Origin of the sequence: Cohnella caldifontis, from assembly GCF_029360585.1 — a bacterium.
In the GTDB taxonomy this organism is placed as follows: domain Bacteria; phylum Bacillota; class Bacilli; order Paenibacillales; family Paenibacillaceae; genus Cohnella; species Cohnella caldifontis.
Genome location: NZ_JAQZSJ010000002.1, coordinates 24310 through 41047, shown reverse-complemented (window position 1 = coordinate 41047; position 16738 = coordinate 24310). Strand labels below are relative to the sequence as shown.

11 protein-coding genes and 1 pseudogene are annotated in these 16738 nt (G+C 60.4%); 10 read left to right on the top strand and 2 right to left on the bottom strand.

The annotated features are described in order from the left end of the window. The first annotated feature begins 30 nt into the window (after positions 1–30). The 4 genes from PTZ19_RS03150 (at position 31) to PTZ19_RS03135 (ending at position 5838) form a co-directional block, all read left to right on the top strand. The gene (locus tag PTZ19_RS03150) at positions 31–1635 is read left to right on the top strand and encodes a spore germination protein (protein ID WP_422614964.1); all 1605 of its coding nucleotides are present in this window, start codon (positions 31–33) and stop codon (positions 1633–1635) included. Continuing rightward, positions 1632–2843, top strand: coding sequence for a Ger(x)C family spore germination protein (locus tag PTZ19_RS03145; RefSeq protein ID WP_276352325.1), 1212 nt, complete (start codon positions 1632–1634; stop codon positions 2841–2843). The genes PTZ19_RS03150 and PTZ19_RS03145 overlap by 4 nt, the downstream gene beginning before the upstream one ends. Positions 2844–2905: 62 nt before the next feature. Further along, positions 2906–4006 (top strand): GerAB/ArcD/ProY family transporter, encoded by a 1101-nt coding sequence (locus PTZ19_RS03140; RefSeq protein WP_276352324.1) that lies wholly within the window; start codon positions 2906–2908, stop codon positions 4004–4006. A gap of 65 nt (positions 4007–4071) precedes the next feature. Next, complete coding sequence (locus PTZ19_RS03135; RefSeq protein ID WP_276352323.1) at positions 4072–5838, top strand: ABC transporter ATP-binding protein; 1767 nt, start codon at positions 4072–4074, stop codon at positions 5836–5838. Between the two features lie 96 nt (positions 5839–5934). Here the strand turns inward: PTZ19_RS03135 and PTZ19_RS03130 are convergent, their stop codons facing one another. Next, positions 5935–6771 (bottom strand): alpha/beta hydrolase family protein, encoded by an 837-nt coding sequence (locus tag PTZ19_RS03130; protein WP_276352322.1) that lies wholly within the window; start codon positions 6769–6771, stop codon positions 5935–5937. 195 nt (positions 6772–6966) lie between these two features. On the opposite strand from PTZ19_RS03130, the gene PTZ19_RS03125 reads away from it, so the two are divergent. The 5 genes from PTZ19_RS03125 (at position 6967) to PTZ19_RS03105 (ending at position 13919) form a co-directional block, all read left to right on the top strand. Next, positions 6967–7926, top strand: a complete 960-nt coding sequence (locus PTZ19_RS03125; RefSeq protein WP_276352321.1) for an alpha/beta fold hydrolase — start codon at positions 6967–6969, stop codon at positions 7924–7926. Between the two features lie 16 nt (positions 7927–7942). Continuing rightward, on the top strand, positions 7943–9310 hold the full coding sequence (locus PTZ19_RS03120; protein WP_276352320.1) for an MATE family efflux transporter: 1368 nt from the start codon (positions 7943–7945) through the stop codon (positions 9308–9310). Between the two features lie 265 nt (positions 9311–9575). Beyond that, positions 9576–11399 (top strand): assimilatory sulfite reductase (NADPH) flavoprotein subunit, encoded by a 1824-nt coding sequence (locus PTZ19_RS03115; RefSeq protein WP_276352319.1) that lies wholly within the window; start codon positions 9576–9578, stop codon positions 11397–11399. A 38-nt stretch (positions 11400–11437) separates the two neighbouring features. Further along, positions 11438–13156: an assimilatory sulfite reductase (NADPH) hemoprotein subunit gene (gene cysI / locus PTZ19_RS03110; RefSeq protein ID WP_276352318.1), complete on the top strand. Its 1719-nt coding sequence runs from the start codon at positions 11438–11440 to the stop codon at positions 13154–13156. A 136-nt stretch (positions 13157–13292) separates the two neighbouring features. After that, positions 13293–13919, top strand: a complete 627-nt coding sequence (locus PTZ19_RS03105; protein ID WP_276352317.1) for a LysE family transporter — start codon at positions 13293–13295, stop codon at positions 13917–13919. A gap of 186 nt (positions 13920–14105) precedes the next feature. Here PTZ19_RS03105 and PTZ19_RS03100 read toward each other — a convergent pair. After that, positions 14106–15263: pseudogene (locus tag PTZ19_RS03100) on the bottom strand (GerAB/ArcD/ProY family transporter); the annotation flags it as partial. Positions 15264–15436: 173 nt separating this feature from the next. Between PTZ19_RS03100 and PTZ19_RS03095 the strand changes: the two are divergent. Continuing rightward, positions 15437–16618, top strand: a complete 1182-nt coding sequence (locus tag PTZ19_RS03095; RefSeq protein WP_276352316.1) for an alpha-hydroxy-acid oxidizing protein — start codon at positions 15437–15439, stop codon at positions 16616–16618. The last annotated feature ends 120 nt before the right edge of the window (positions 16619–16738 follow it).

The window sequence follows — 16738 nt, the reverse complement described above, 5'->3', positions numbered from 1 at the left end:
ACTGGAAACTTCGCCCTGGGGAGAGCAGCCATGAAGCCGTTTCAGCGAATCCTTCAGACTCTAGGCCTTCGGCGGCCGACGCCTACGGGGCGTTCACGGGCGCCGGCATCGGCGAGCTCATCCCCGGCTTTGAATGCGTCGCTCCAGGAAACGTTGTCTCGTTTGCAAACCTCGTTCGGGCAAAGCTCCGATATCGTCGTTCGCCAATGGGGCGGTTCGGGGGACATGTCCGGACGCCTTTCCCTGATCTATATCGAGGGGATGGTGAATCCGAAGCTTCTGTCGAACTTGACGAAAGCCTTGTCCGAAGCGGAACCGCGACTCGCGGATCGCTCGATCGCCTCCGAAAGCGTGGAAGAGACGATCCAATCCGTGCTGCCGGCCGGCCATCTCCATCGGATCGAGACGGACGCGCAGCTTTATTCCGCCATTCTGGAAGGGAGCGCCGCCGTGCTCGTGGACGGCGTTCCCGGCGGGATCGCGGCCGCCGTCCCGGGCGGGGAAAGGCGAGGCGTGGAGGAACCGACGTCCCAGACGGTGGTCCGAGGTCCGAAGGAAGGGTTCACCGAGGAGTTGGCGATCAACCTTTCGTTGCTTCGACGTAAACTTCGGACGCCCGGTCTTCGGTTCGAGAGGCGCAAAATCGGCCGGTACACCCAAACTTCCGTCGTGATCGCCTATATCGACGGATTGTTGGATCCGCAGATATTGGAGGAAATCCGAACGAGGCTGGACGCGATCGATACGGACAGCATCCTGGAGAGCGGATATATCGAGGAATTCATACAGGACCGGACGTGGTCTCCGTTTCCGACGATCATGAATACGGAGCGCCCGGACACCGCGGCCGCCGCTTTGTTGGAAGGTTTGGCCGCGATTCTGGTCGACGGGACGCCGTTCGTTCTGTTGGCACCCGTGACTTTCTTCAAATTTTTCCAGGCCAGCGAGGACTATTACCAGCGGTACGACATCTCCTCTTTGCTGCGGGTGATCCGGTTGTTTTCGTTTTTCGTCGGCATGCTGCTGCCCTCGCTTTATATCGCCGTGACGACGTTCCACCAGGAGATGCTCCCCACCACCCTGCTCGTCAGCCTCGCCGCCCAGAGGGAGGGCACTCCGCTTCCCGCGCTGATCGAAGCTTTCCTGATGGAAATCACGTTCGAGGTGATCCGGGAAGCCGGCGTCCGCATGCCCAGGGCGATCGGCCCCGCGATCTCCATCGTCGGCGCGTTGGTGCTGGGACAAGCCGCCGTGCAGGCGGGACTCGTCTCCGGAGCCATGGTCATCGTCGTCTCCTTCACGGCGATCGCCAACTTCGTGATCCCGGCGCTCAACATGGCCGCCTCCATCCGGCTGATCCGGTTCCTGCTGATGCTGCTCGCCGGCACGTTCGGCCTTTTCGGCATATTGATCGGGACGATTCCGATCCTGACGCACGTCGTCACGCTCCGGTCGTTCGGCGTTCCTTATTTCACGCCGCTCGCCCCGCTCGAATGGAACAACCTGAAGGATCTGTTCCTGCGCGTCCCGTGGCGGCTCATGAAGTCCCGTCCCGAAGCGTTCTACCAGCAAAACGAATGGCGGCAGGGGCAGGGCGGGAACAGCGGATCGCATCCGGGGGGAGGCGCGGGATGAGGCGGGTTCTGCGGTGCGCCGTCGGTTTCCTGCTGATCCTGCCGCTGGCCGGCTGCTGGAACCGGATCGAGCTGAACGAACTCGGCATCATGACCGCCACCGGATTCGATTGGGAGAACGGCGAATGGATCGTGACTTTCCAGGAGGTCGTACCTTCTACCATGACGTCGGGGATGGGCGGCGCGTCCGGAGGAAAAGGGTCGCAGGCGACCGTGCATGTGTTCACGACCCGCGGCAAGACGATCCGGGAGGCCGATTCGATCAATAATTTGGAACATTCGAGATGGGTGTACCTGGCGCACAACAACGTGCTCATTTTGGGCAGGGGCGCCGCCAAACACGGCATCCAGGACGTTCTGGACAAATATTTCCGCGATACCGACGCCCGCCTGACGACGGAGCTGCTGGTGACGGACGGCGACGCCCGCACGATCCTCAAGCAGTTCGTGCCGCCGGAAACGCTGCCGGGGGCGGCAATCGCCGCGATCATCCGGAAAGAGGACCGGTTCAGCTCCATTTTTCCTTCCGTCAACGTATTCCAGGCGGCCCTGAAGCTTAGCTCGGAAGCCCGCGCCGTCGGCATCCCGGAAATCGCGCTGTCGGGCGCGGAAGACAGCGGGTTGGAATCGATGGACGTCTACAAGGTAACGGCCCCGCCGGCCAAGCTGAAGCTGTCCCGGCTTGCCGTATTCCGGAAGGATCGGCTGATCGGATGGATGAACCGGGAGGAAAGCCTTGGGGTATCCTGGCTGTCGGACCGGATCAAATCCTCGACGTTTTCCGTCCCCTGTCCCGATGCCGGCTCCGCTTCCGAAAGCCGTAATATGGCGTATCGGGTGGACCATGCCGAAGTCAAGGTGATTCCCCGCAAAGCGAACGGCGGTTTTCGGATGATCGTCAAAGCCGACGCCACGGGCGAGCTTCTGCAGTACGGCTGCAAGGAGGATTTGACGAAACCGGGCACGGTGCGGATCATGGAGAAACAAGTCCGGCAAAAAATCATGGACGACATGGAGAGCGGCTGGACAGCCATGCGATCCCTCCATGCGGATTTGGCCGGATTCGCGGATCGGATCCATCGCAAATATCCGAAAACATGGAAGCGAATCAAACCTTCCTGGAACGAGGAGCTGCCGCAGACGGATCTCGACCTTCGGGTATCCGCGAAAATCCGCAGGCAAGGGTTGATCTACAATCCCGTTCGGTAAACGGGCTCCCCGCCATGCGCCGTGATGCGGGATCATCCAACGAAGCGTAAGGAGGATACGAGTTGAATAAGCCGCAGATCCGCGTATCCCAAATCGCGACCTGGATGATCCTGTTCGAGATCGGCAGCACGACCCTGCTGCTTCAGGGAGCCAAAGCGAAGCAGGACGCCTGGATCTCGATGCTGCTCGGGGCGGCCGGCGGAGCGGCGCTGCTGCTCATGTACCTCTGGATGTACCGAAGGGACCCGGGCCGGAATTTGTTCCAGCTTCTCCGCGCCTATTTCGGGAAGATTCTCGGATCCGCGGCCGGTTTCGCGTTCGTCTTGTACTTCAGCTACGAATCGTCGAGAAACCTCCGGGATCTGGGGGAACTGACGGTCATGACGCTGCTCGACAGAACGCCGATGCAGGTCACCCTTTTGCTTTTCCTTTCCGTTTGCGCATACGTCGCCTGGAAGGGACCGCAAGCCGCGATTCTTCTCAACACGGCTTTGGTTCCCTCCCTTTTGACCAGCTACGTGCTTTTAGCCGTGTTCATATGGGCGTCGGGACTGGTCCATTTCGAGTTCCTGTTTCCGATCCTGGAGAACGGTTGGAAGCCCGTCGTGCAGGCGGCGTTCCCCGAAATCGTCTCCTTTCCGTTCGGCCAGCTGGTGCTTTTTCTCGTCTTTTTCTCCTTGGCGCAGAACGGGAAGAACATGACGGGAGCGATGTTGGGGACGTACGTATTCATCGCCCTGTTCCTGACGTTCCTCAATCAGATCAATTTCCTCGTCATGGGACCCGTTCTTGCGGTGAACAACACGTTCCCGTTGTGGCATGTGGTGCAATTGGTCCGTTTCGCGCGGCCGATGCGGATGGAGCCGCTGTTTTCCCTGGTGCTGTTCAACGGGCTGGGCACGAAAATGGCGGCTTTCATGATCGGCGCTTTGCTCGGGCTGGAGAACCTGACGGGCGTCTCCCGCAAGATGTGGGTCTTGCCCGTCAGCGCGGCCATATTCGGAATGGCTTTCATTTCTCCCAATTTGACGCACCATCTATGGCTGGGACGGAAATCGGCGACCTGGATCTGGCCCTGGTTCCAAATCGCGATTCCGCTGCTGCTGTTCTTGGTCATGCTGATACGGAGCAAACCGAAGCCGGCGGCCGCCGGAACGGAGTGAAAGGATCCGCGAATGTGCTAAGATAGAGGAGGTTTGAGGAAGCGGGAACGGGTAAAGGAGAAAACATGTCAAACTTCAGGATTTACCTCCGGTTCGTGAGGCCTTATTGGAAAACGGTGCTGGTCACGGTGGCCATCGGCATGGTGAAATTCGCCATTCCGCTCGCGCTGCCGCTGCTGATGAAATACGCGGTGGACGATATTCTGCTGCAGCCGCTGGACGCGGGGGAGAAGATCTCGAAGCTGTTGTACGCCATGCTGGCCGCTTTCATCCTGTTCGTGATCGTAAGAGGGCCGGTCGAATATTTTCGGCAATATTTCGCGCAGCTCACGACGAGCCGGATCTTATACGATTTGCGCAATCATCTGTACGAACACATTCAAAAACTCTCCTTGCGGTTTTACCACAACCGGAAGACCGGGGAAATCATCTCGAGGATGATCAACGACGCCGAGCAGACGAAATCCATCGTCGAGACGGGGCTCATGAACGTCTGGCTGGACCTGTTCACCTTGACGATCGCCATCGGGATCATGCTGAGGATGGACGTTTGGCTGACGCTGGTGTCCATCGCCATTTTGCCGTTCTACGCGATGTCCGTGAAGAAGCTGTACAAAAAGCTGAGAGGATACTCGAAAACGCGCTCGGCGGCGCTGGCGGACATGCAGGGCTATCTGCACGAACGGGTGAACGGAATGCCGGTCATCAAGAGCTTCACGCTGGAGCGGCACGAAAGCGGACAATTCGGCCGGAAGAACATGACCTTCCTGCAGCGGGCGCTCGCGCTGACCCGGTGGAACGCCCTGACGCAGTCGATCATCAACACGCTGACCGATCTCGCCCCGTTGCTCGTCCTGCTCTACGGCGGGTACCAGGTGATCCGCGGCAACTTGACGATGGGCGCTTTCGTCGCCTTCTTTGCCTATTTGGACCGGCTTTACAGCCCCTTGCGGCGCCTGGTCAATTCGTCGACGGAGCTGACGCAGGCCGGGGCGTCGCTCGAACGGGTCGTCGAGCTCATGAACGAGCCGTACGACATCGTCGATTCCCCGGCTGCCCGGCAGCTGGCGGAAGGCGTGCGCGGCCGGATCGAATTCGAGCACGTCCATTTTCGTTACGATGCCCAGGGAGATTGGGTCATCCGCGATCTTTCGCTGCGCATCGAGCCGGGGCAGACGGTCGCTTTCGTCGGGATGAGCGGGGGCGGCAAATCGTCCCTGATCAGCTTGATCCCCCGGTTCTACGACATCCAGGAAGGCACGATCCGGTTGGATGGGCTGGATATCCGGGACATCGCCGTGCGGAGTCTGCGAAGCCGGATCGGCATGGTGCTGCAGGACAACATCCTGTTCAGCGGGAGCGTCCGCGAGAACATCCTGCTCGGCCGGCCGGACGCTTCCGAAGCGGAAGTGCTCGAAGCGGCCCGGGCGGCGAACGCGCATGGCTTCATCCAGCAGCTGCCGGACGGTTACGATACGGAGATCGGGGAGCGGGGCGTCAAACTGTCCGGGGGTCAGAAGCAGCGGATCGCGATCGCCCGGGTGTTCCTCAAAAACCCGCGCATCCTGATCCTCGACGAAGCGACCTCGGCGCTCGACCTCGAGTCGGAGCATCTGATCCAGGAATCGCTGGAGACGTTGGCCAAGGACCGCACGACGCTGATCGTGGCCCATCGCCTGTCCACGATCACGCACGCGGACCAGATCGTGCTGATCGAACACGGGCGAATCACGGAGCGGGGCACGCACGAGGAATTGATGCGGAGAGACGGAGCGTACGCCCGGCTGTTCGGCGTTCAAAATCTGAACGGGCTCACGGGCGCAAACGTATAAGTTTCAGGCAGGAATCCTATCGCCGAGGGATTTGAAAAAGCGACATTCCGGCGCCGCATGGAGGCGAAGAATGTCGCTTTCTTTTATTTTATGTCGTTAATGATCAATCCAATGAAACATTCTGTCGACCGCGGCTTCATGGATTTCGTCGGGCAGGTGATGGCCAAGCCCCTCGTAAAAATGGCGGTCGGCGTCTTTCCCGAGCTGCTTCAGCCGTTCGTAGAAGGACGTTCCGTGGGAGAAATCGACTTGCGCGTCTTCCGTTCCGTGAATGACCAGGACCGGGCAGCCGATTCGGTCGGCCATGGCGAGAGGGGAACGGGCCGCGTAAGCTTCCGGCGCCTTGGCCGGGCTTCCCCCGACGACGCGCTTCAGCATTTTCCGCAAATCGGGGCGCTCCTCGTAGGTTCTCGCCAGATCGGAAACCCCGCCCCAAACGGCCAGCTTGCGCACCTTGTCCGACTCGACGGCCGCGCGGACCGCATTGACCGAGCCTCGCGAGAAGCCTAGCACGGCAATCCGCTCCGGATCCGCGAACGGCAGGCTTTCGAGCCAGCGGATCGCGGAAAGGACGTCTTCCGTGTCCCGTCCCCCGAATTCGTCCCGGCCGGCGCCGCTTTCGCTTCCCCGGTAAGAAGGGGCGAACACGAGGCGGCCGTGCCGCGAAAACTTCTCCAGCCAATGCGTCTGCACGCGTCCGACGTGTCCGATTCCGCCCCGGCAATAGACCAGGACGGGCCACCGCCGGTCCCGAACGTCCAAGAGGTTTTTGCGGACCGGAACGGCGACCTCCGCGGCCGACAAATCCTCCGTCCCGTAATATCGGTTGAGCAGGCGGCGGAGCTCCGGCTGCGGAAGATGCCGGCCGTAAGGCAAGCCCAGAAATCCTTTGACCCGGAGGCCGTCGGACAAATACGTTGTTTGGTAAATCACAGGAGTCACCCGTTCGTTAAGATATGGAGCGGTTGACGCCCGGTTCGCCGAAGCCGGGCGCCATTTCCATTATACGGACCTTGCTCTATTCCGCATAGAAAACCGCCAGTTTTGTGCATTCATTTTTGGCCGGGATTCAAGTAGAATGGATCATGATATCATCATCCGGAGCCAAGATGGGAGAGGAAATGCCGTATGCCGTTGATCGATATGCCGTTGGAACAATTAAAGGAATATAAAGGGCGGAACCCCCGCCCGGAAGATTTCGACGCGTACTGGGATCGGGCGCTCGCCGAGATGCGGGCGACGGACCCTCAGGTGGAGATCCGGCCCAGCGGATTCCGGGCGCCGAACGCGGAGTGCTTCGACTTGTATTTCACCGGGGTCCGCGGGGCCCGCGTACACGCCAAATACGTACGCCCCTTGAACGCGGAAGAACCGCATCCCGCCGTCGTGCTGTTCCATGGGTACAGCGGCAATGCCGGGGATTGGTACGACAAGCTGGCTTACGCGTCGCTCGGTTACTCCGTGCTCGCCATGGATTGCCGCGGGCAAGGCGGCTTGTCCGAAGACACGGGCGGCGTGAAGGGCAACACGCTGAACGGCCATATCATCCGCGGGCTGGACGATCACCCGGACAACTTCCTGATGCGGCATATGTTCCTGGATACGGCGCAGCTGGCCGGCATCGCGATGGGACTGCCGGAGGTCGACCCGCAGCGGGTATACGCGGCCGGCGGGTCGCAAGGCGGCGCGCTGACGATCGCCTGCGCGGCGCTCGAGCCCCGCATTCGAAAGCTGGCGCCCGTGTTTCCGTTTCTGTGCGACTACCGCCGCACGTGGGAGATGGATTTAGCCAAGGACGCGTACCAGGAGCTCCGCAGCTATTTCCGTTCTTTCGATCCGCTGCACGAGCGCGAAGACGAGATCTTCACGAAGCTCGGGTATATCGACCTGCAGTTTCTGGCTCCCCGGATCCGGGGCGAGGTGCTGATGTTCGTCGGACTGATGGACACGATCTGCCCGCCGTCCACCCAATTCGCGGCTTATAACCGGATGACCGCGCCGAAGGACCTGGTCATCTATCCGGATTTCGGGCATGAGCATCTGCCCGGATCGACGGACCGCACCATGCAATTCTTTTTAGCCGACTGAAGAAAGCAGGTATGAAATGAGGCTTGTAAAACCGATCCTCCGGCTGGCGATCCCCTCGATCGCCACGTTTTCCTCCATGACCTTCACCGGCCTGCTCGTACTCATGACCGTGGGCAACCTCGGAGCGGCGGCGATCGCGGTGGTCGGCATTTCCAATATCATCGTGTACAACCTTTGGGCCCTATTCTCCGGGGTGCAGGCGGCCGTCAACTATTTGGTGGCCCAGAATATCGGCGCCGGGAATATCCGCCTCGGCAACCAGCGCATGCAGATCTCGCTGCTGATCACGGTCGGGCAAGGCGTGCTGCTCGTCATCGGGAGTTTCTTCCTGCCCTATGGGATTCTTTATTTAATGGGCTCCAACGACACGATCTTGACGCTTGGCACGCCGTATTTGCAGGTTCGGATGGCCGCCCTGGCGTTCGGGATGTTCAACGCCGTATTCTATTCGTACATGCGCGCGGTCGGGGACACCCGGACGCCGATGACGCTGTCCTTGATCAACAGCGGGCTGGTCGTCTCCTTAACGTACGTGATGGCGTACGGCAAGCTCGGGTTTCCCGAAATGGGATTGCAGGGCGCCGCTTGGAGCATGGTCATCGCGGAATTCGCGACCCTGCTGCTCTGTCTGCTGGCTTACTACCGTTTCATGAGCGGCATGTACTTGACCCGGATCTGGGTGCCGATCGAACGGCAGCAGGTCCGGCTGGTGATGGTCGAAAGCGGCAAGCTGGGTTTAACGGAATTGTCCAACAGCCTCGGCATGCTGGTGTTCACGGCTTGCATTACCCGGCTTGGCACGACGGCCATCGCGGCCAACGAAATCGCGCTGAACATTCTGTCGTTCGGCTTTATGCCGGCCAACGGCTTCGGCGCCGCGGCGACGATCGGAATCGGCCAGGAAATCGGCAAGCGTAACGGGGAGGAAGCCCGGCGCTTCGGCCTCGTGACGGTGTATTTGGGGTTGATCTTCATGGCGCTCATCTCGGTCGTGTTTTTCCTGTTCGCCTTGCCGATCGCCAAGCTGTACACTTCCGAAGAAGCCGTATATTCGACGGCGATATCGCTCATCCATTTGGCTGCTTTCATCCAGCTTTTCACGGGAGCCAGCATCATATTCGGCGGAGGGCTCCGCGGGGTCGGGGACACGAACTTCCTCTCGAGAACCGCCATGCTTCTGAACTGGGTGCTGTTCATTCCGGGGACGCTGCTGCTCACCGGCGTGTTCGATCTCGGGCAAGTCGGCGCCTGGACCGGATATTGCAGCCTGATCGTGCTGACGGCCGTCGCGAACGCTTGGCGCTACCTGTCCCTGGACTGGCTGAACGTCCGGGTCAAGACGGGGGCGGCGGCCGGATCGATCTCGGCGGCTGGACATATGTGAGATAGAGATCAGGGGAATCGGAATGCGCATTTTGCGGGGGATGCCCATCGGGCGTTCCTTTTTCTATGTTGAGAATTCGGTATAACGGACCCTATGGACGTTATTTCGTCAAGCGCAGACCGAGAGGTCCATTAGCCGGACTGATAAATCCTATAAATTCAATCTAATTGATCTGAATTCGCAGTTGTGTTAGGGTCAATACAGGAAGCCTTAAAAAGGTTCGACAAACGAAGCGCAAGAGAAACGCGATACGGGGTGGATGTTGTTGGAACTTCAAGTCACGAACAGCCCTTTCAGCCAAGAACAGGTGGAATGGCTGAACCGGCTCCTGCCGACGTTGAACGGCGCGCAGCGAGCTTGGCTCAGCGGATATTTGACCGCGCTGCAAGGCGGTCCGTCCGAGGCGGCCGCTCCGTCGGCCGGACCTTCCCAAGTCGCGCAAGCGCCTGCCGTCGCCAAGGAGGCGACGATCCTCTTCGGATCCCAGACCGGGAACGCCCACGGATTGGCCAAGAAACTGGCGAAGAAACTGCAGGACGCCGGCGTCAAAGTCGAGCTTTCCTCGATGAGGGATTTCAAGCCGAACAACCTGAAAAAAGCGCAAAACCTTTTGGTACTCGTCAGCACGCACGGAGAAGGGGAACCGCCGGACAACGCCGTTTCCTTCTATGAATTCCTGCACAGCAAACGAGCGCCCCAGCTCGAGAACGTCCAGTATTCCGTATTGGCGCTGGGGGATACTTCTTACGAGTTTTTCTGCCAGACCGGCAAAGATTTCGACAAACGGCTCGAGGAACTGGGCGCCAAACGGCTCGCTCCGCGGGTCGACTGCGACGTCGATTTCGAGGAATCCGCCGCCGAATGGATGGGAGAAGTCGTCCGTTCCCTGAGCGAAACGGCCGCACCCGCCGTCGCCGCCGGAGCAGCAGGGACTTCCTCGGCGGTCACCGCCGAGAGCGAATACTCCCGTTCCAACCCGTTCGAGGCCGAGGTACTGGAAAACCTGAACCTTAACGGACGCGGCTCCGATCGGGAGACGCGCCACGTCGAGATTTCCCTGGAAGGCTCGAACCTGCAGTACGAGCCGGGTGACAGCTTGGGCATCTATCCGGAAAACCATCCCCGCCTTGTGGACGAATTGATCGCCGCGATGGGGTGGAAGGCGGACGAACCGGTGCCTTCGGCGAAGAAGAACGAAGGGCCGGTCCCGCTGCGAGACGCCTTGCTGCGCCAATACGAGATCACGGTCCTGACCAAGCCGCTGCTGGAACAGACGGCCAAGCTGGTGCCGAACCGCCCGCTTGCCGGGCTGCTCGAAGCGGGCCGCGAGAAGGAATTGAAGACGTACATGAGCGGGCGCGATTTGCTCGATCTCGTTCAAGATCACGAATTGAAAGGAATTCCGGCCGCGGAATTCGTTCCGCTCCTGCGGAAGCTCCCGCCCCGGCTGTACTCGATCTCCAGCTCGCCGAAGGCGTCGCCGGACGAAGTGCACGTCACGGTCCGCGCGGTGCGTTACGAAGCGCACGGCCGCAACCGGTACGGCGTCTGCTCCGTCCATCTGGCGGAACGGGCCGAGCCGGGCTCGAAGCTGCCGGTGTTCGTCCAGAACAACCCGAACTTCAAGCTGCCGGACAACCCGGATACCCCGATCATCATGATCGGACCCGGCACGGGCGTCGCTCCGTTTCGCGCCTTCCTGGCGGATCGGGAAGAGACGGGCGCGCAAGGGAAATCGTGGCTTTTCTTCGGAGACCAGCATTTCCGCACCGACTTCCTCTACCAGATCGAATGGCAGCGCTGGCTCAAGGAGGGCGTGCTCACGCGTATGGACATCGCTTTCTCCCGGGATACCGACCGGAAGGTGTACGTGCAGCATCGCATGATGGAGCGCAGCCGGGAAATTTACGAATGGCTGCAGGAAGGCGCCATCGTCTACGTCTGCGGAGACGAAAGCAAGATGGCGCACGACGTGAATGCCGCGCTGGCCGCGATCCTGAAGCAGGAAGGCGGCATGGGCGACGAGGAAGCCGCGGACTATTTGGCCCGCATGCAGCAGGACAAACGGTATCAGCGGGACGTCTATTGATTCGGCGTTCCGGCAGGTAGCGAGAGGAGATAAGCACCATGTCCGATAATAATCTGATGAATCCGAACAGCGCCCGCAGCGACGTCGAAGAGATCAAGCTCCGCACGAACCATTTGCGGGGGAATTTGGCGGAATCGCTGAAGGATCCGATCACGGCTTCGATTACCGAAGACGAGAACCGGCTCATGAAGTTTCACGGCAGCTACATGCAGGACGACCGCGACCTGCGGAACGAGCGGCAGAAGCAGAAGCTCGAGCCCGCGTTCCAGTTCATGGTCCGCGTCCGCGCGCCGGGCGGGGTCGTGACCCCGGATCAGTGGCTGATGATCGACCGCATCGCGCAGCAATACGCGAACGGCTCGATCCGCCTGACGACCCGCCAGTCGTTCCAGGTGCACGGCGTCATGAAATGGTCCATGAAACCGATGATCCGGGAAGTCAACGAAGCGCTGCTGACGACGCTCGCGGCATGCGGCGACGTCAACCGCAACGTGATGTGCGGCCCGAACCCCCACCAATCGGAATTGCACGGCGAGGTGTACGAGTGGGCCGGCAAGCTCAGCCGCCATCTGGAGCCCCAGACCCGGGCGTACCACGAAATCTGGCTGGACGGAGAGAAGGTGGCGGGAACCGAGCCGGAAGACGAGCAGGAGCCGATTTACGGCAAAGTATACTTGCCGCGGAAGTTCAAAATCGGCATTGCCGTGCCGCCGTCCAACGACGTCGACGTGTTTTCGCAGGACCTCGGCTTCATCGCGATCGTCGAAAACGGCAAGCTGGCCGGCTTTAACGTTACGGTCGGCGGCGGCATGGGCATGTCGCACGGCGATCCGAAGACGTATCCGCAGGTCGGCCAAGTGATCGGCTTCGTCCGCCCGGATCAAGTCATCGAGCTGGCCGAGAAGACGGTCACGATCCAGCGGGACTACGGCGACCGCTGCACGCGCAAACACGCGCGGTTCAAATACACGATCGACGACCGCGGCATCGACTGGTTCATCGGCGAACTGACCGCCCGTCTCGGTTGGAAGCCGGAGCCGGCCCGCCCCTTCCATTTCGACAATAACGGGGACCGGTACGGATGGGTGAAGGGCAGCGACGGCAAGTGGCATTTGACCTTGTTCATCCAGAATGGCCGCATCGTCGATCAGGACGATTATCCGCTGATGACCGGCCTTCGGGAGATCGCCAAGGTGCATACCGGGGATTTCCGGCTGACGCCGAACCAGAACCTGATCATCGGCGGCGTGAAGACGCAGCAGAAGAAGAAAATCGAAGAGCTGGCGAAAAAGTACGGCCTCACCGAAGGCGCCCACCTCAGCGCGCTGCGGCGGAATTCGATGGCCTGCGTGGCGCTTCCGACTTGCGGGCTCGCCATGGCCGAATCGGAGCGGTACTTCCCGACGCTGCTGTCCAAGATCGAGCCGATGCTGGAGGAGTTCGGCCTGCAGAACGACGACATCGTGATCCGGATGACCGGCTGCCCCAACGGCTGCGCGCGTCCGGCGCTGGCTGAAATCGCGCTGATCGGCAAAGCCGTGGGCAAGTACAACCTGTACCTGGGCGGCGGATTCGCGGGAGACCGGCTGAACCGGCTGTACAAGGAGAACATCGGCGAAGCGGAAATTCTGGACTCGCTGAAGCCGATCCTGGCCCATTACGCCAAGGACCGCCAAAACGGGGAACGCTTCGGGGATTTCACGATCCGTGCCGGATACGTGAGGGAAGTGCGCTCCGGGCAAGATTTCCACAGTTGAATCATGATGGACGAATAGAAGCGGATAGACGCCGGACCGGGTTCCGGCGTCTATTTTTATGCCCCCGCGCCTTCGCGGCGTGTCGTACGAACCGGTTTGTCCGAATACACATAGGACAAAGGGGTTGCGCGAAACGATGGAATCGCTGTTCAGATCGATTTTACTGGGATTGTCGATCTCCGCTCCGATCGGTCCGGTGAACGCCGCCCAGATCGACAAGGGGATCAAAAACGGATTTTTGCACGCCTGGCTGGTCGGACTTGGAGCGATGGCGGCGGATTTGCTCTACATGACGCTCGTCTTCCTTGGCGTGGTGCACTTCATTAGCCAACCGTTTCTGAAAACGTTCCTGTGGCTGTTCGGCGGATTCGTCATGATCTATACCGGCCTCGAGAGCCTGAAAGGCGTCAGAGGGATGAAACCGGACGCGGAAGGCGTTGCCGCAACCAAGTGGAGCACGTTTTGGACCGGCTTCCTGATGTCGGCGTCAAGCCCGCTGTCCATTTTGTTCTGGCTGGGCATCTACGGAGCCGTCATCGCCGAATCGTCCTTGGAGTCCAATCTCGGGGATCTCCTCAAGCACAGCGGGGGCATTATCCTCGGTATCGTTATTTGGGATATCTCCATGGCGGCGCTCGCCGGCGTATTCCGGAAGCTGCTCTCCGAACGGCTGCTTACGGCGGTATCGATCGTATCCGGCGTTTCTTTGCTCGGCTTCGGAGGGTATTTCGGGATTCACGCCATCCGGCTTCTCATCGCCTGAACGGCTGCCCGCACGGCGTTTTCGCAGCCGGATCACGATCGCGGCGAACGCCGCGAGGAAGACGAGATACCCCATGCTGATCCACAATCCGGGGCGGCTGGCCGCATGGACGGACGTTCCGGCGATCGCCCCCGCGATCAGCGCCATGCCGGCATACGGCATCCCTCTTCGAAAGCCCCGCCAGCGGACGAGCTTTAAGGACGAAGCCAAGATGAACATCCAGTTATACAGCAGCATGAGCCCTGCCGCCGCGGTGAAAGATTCGTAGACGCGTCCCGGCAACAGGAGCGAGAGGGCAATGGAGCCGCCTACGGCAAGCGTGGTAAACGCGAGGGCGGGATACGGCCTGCCCTTGTATTGGCGCGCGAAGATGGGAGGAGCGTCCCGGTCTTTGGCCAGCACGGCCAGCATGTTCGTTACCGCGAACAAGGATGCGGTCATGGTCGAGAAGCCCGCGGCGATCAACACTCCGTTGAACAGATGGGGGATGAAGGGCAGGTCCAAGGGCTCCAAAGCGATGATGAACGGGCTTTTTCGGGCATTCAGTATCTGCCAGGGCACCATCCGCAGCGCAAGCAGCAGGGAGGCCGCGTATAACAAGGCGAGAGAGAGCAGCATCACGTTCCCGGACTTCGGAGCCTCTTCCGGATTTTTCAAACGCAACGCCATCAGGCCCATGACCTCGATGCCCCCGAAGGCGTAAAAGGCGAACAGCAAAGAGGACCACCAGCCCGGAAACCCTTCGGGGAACGGAGGGAAATAGCTGCGGCCCAAGCTTCGCGGCGAAGGACCGCCCGGAAACCAGCGAAGCAAAGCCGCCGCGGCCAAAGCGATGAACAGAAGGATGGCGGCCAGCTTCAGCACCGCGAGCGTATGCTCCACCCGCTCGAATCCGCGTGTTCCGAGCCATACCGTGAACATGCCGAGCGCCGCGAACCCGGAAGCGAACATCCAAAGCGGCACTCCGGGAAACCAAAAACGCGCGAACAAGGACAGGGCCGTCATTTGGCTGCCGGAGATGAGCAGTTCGGACATTCCGTACACCCATCCGCTCAAAAAACCGGCCCATGGACCGAACGCTTTTTTCGAATATGCGCGAAACGAACCCTCGAGCGGCTCCGCGGCGGTCATGCGCGAGAGGGCGACGAAGACCAGATAAGCGCCTAATGCCGCCCATAAGAAGGAGAGCAGAACGGAAGGCCCCGCCATACGGATGGCGATGCCCGAACCCAGGAAATAGCCGGTTCCGATCGTGGAAGCGACGCCGAGCAACGACAGCTGCCGCCAAGACAGCGGTTGCGTCCGGCGCCGCGGATTGCGATTGCGGGTCGAGGTGCCGCCCATGGTGATCTCCGCCCGTCCGTTGGATTGGAAACTTCCCGTAAGCTGTCACGTCCCTTCCGATTTTATACCGGATACGGCCGACGGTTTCACCCGGCTGCCGCACGCCTGCGCGTTCCGGCATAAAGCGGGTTTCCGTCAGCCATAATAAGGGCCGTTCGGCGGAGGAACGGAAGGTGATCAGCGATTTGAAGCACGGCGAAGAAATCCAAATGGCTTTGTACCGAGGCGGTTACGGATCCGGCCCGGTTTTCCCGCTGTCTTTCGAGGAATGGGAACAGAAGGCGAGGGAAAAGCTTGCCGCGGGACCTTTCGGGTACGTACACGGGGGAGCCGGCTCGGGGGAAACGATGCAAGCGAATCGCGACGGGTTCCGGCGATACCGCATTCGTCCCCGGATTTGCTGCGACGTCTCCGAAAGGGATCTCGGCGTCGAGTTGTTCGGCAAGCGGATCGAAGTTCCTTTCTTGCTGGCTCCGATCGGAGTCAACTCCATTTTCCATCCGGAGGCGGAGAAAGCCGTTGCCAAAGCCGCGGCGAAGCTGGGCGTCCCCTATGTGCTCAGCAACGTGGCCAGCACGGATATGGAACGTATCGCGGATATCATGGGGGACGCCCTGCGATGGTTTCAACTGTACCCGCCGAAAAACGAAGAACTGAGCCAAAGCTTCATTCGCCGGGCAGAAGCGGCGGGGTACTCCGCGATCGTCATGACCGTCGATTCGACGCTGCTCGGTTGGCGCGAGACGGACCTGCGGAACGCGTACTTGCCGTTTCTGGAAGGACACGGAATGGCCAATTATTTCACGGACCCGGTATTTCGCGCGCAATTGAAGGAGCCGCCCGAGGAAAATTTGAAAGCGGCGGTAGAGAAGGCGCTGGATGAAGGGAACAACACGCTGCTGACGTGGAAGCAGTTCCGGAAAATCCGGGAATGGACAAAGCTGCCGCTGCTGCTCAAGGGCATCACCCATCCGGCCGATGCGCTGCTGGCCATGGAGCACGGGGCCGACGGGATCGTCGTCTCCAATCACGGCGGCCGTCAGCTCGACGGAGCCATCGGCACGATCGAGGCGTTGCCGGAAGTGGCGGAAGCGGTGAACGGGAAAGTCCCGCTGCTCATCGACGGGGGATTCCGCCGCGGCGCGGATATCCTGAAAGCGATCGCCCTCGGGGCGCATGCCGTGCAGATCGGCCGGCCCTATATTTACGGATTGGCTGTCGCCGGACAGGCCGGGGTGGAGCAGGTGCTTTCGAATCTATTGGCCGAGACGGAATTGCAACTCGCGATCTCCGGCAAATGCGGCATCAAGGACGTCGACCGCTCCTTGATTTGGGACATACGGGATCATGGTTAGACAGCAAAACGCCGGGAACGGGTTCCGGCGTTTTCGTTTTTTCGAAATATTTTTTTCGGCGGATGAACTTTTCGGAGTTCCGCGTTGTCCTTTCGACTATCCAAAGATCAAAGGGGCATC

Coding starts and splice junctions, on each gene's coding strand:
- PTZ19_RS03125 (WP_276352321.1), top strand. CDS start 6,967: ATGCCGTTGATCGATATGCCGTTGGAACAATTAAAGGAATATAAAGGG.
- cysI (WP_276352318.1), top strand. CDS start 11,438: ATGTCCGATAATAATCTGATGAATCCGAACAGCGCCCGCAGCGACGTC.
- PTZ19_RS03105 (WP_276352317.1), top strand. CDS start 13,293: ATGGAATCGCTGTTCAGATCGATTTTACTGGGATTGTCGATCTCCGCT.
- PTZ19_RS03145 (WP_276352325.1), top strand. CDS start 1,632: ATGAGGCGGGTTCTGCGGTGCGCCGTCGGTTTCCTGCTGATCCTGCCG.
- PTZ19_RS03150 (WP_422614964.1), top strand. CDS start 31: ATGAAGCCGTTTCAGCGAATCCTTCAGACTCTAGGCCTTCGGCGGCCG.
- PTZ19_RS03135 (WP_276352323.1), top strand. CDS start 4,072: ATGTCAAACTTCAGGATTTACCTCCGGTTCGTGAGGCCTTATTGGAAA.
- PTZ19_RS03120 (WP_276352320.1), top strand. CDS start 7,943: ATGAGGCTTGTAAAACCGATCCTCCGGCTGGCGATCCCCTCGATCGCC.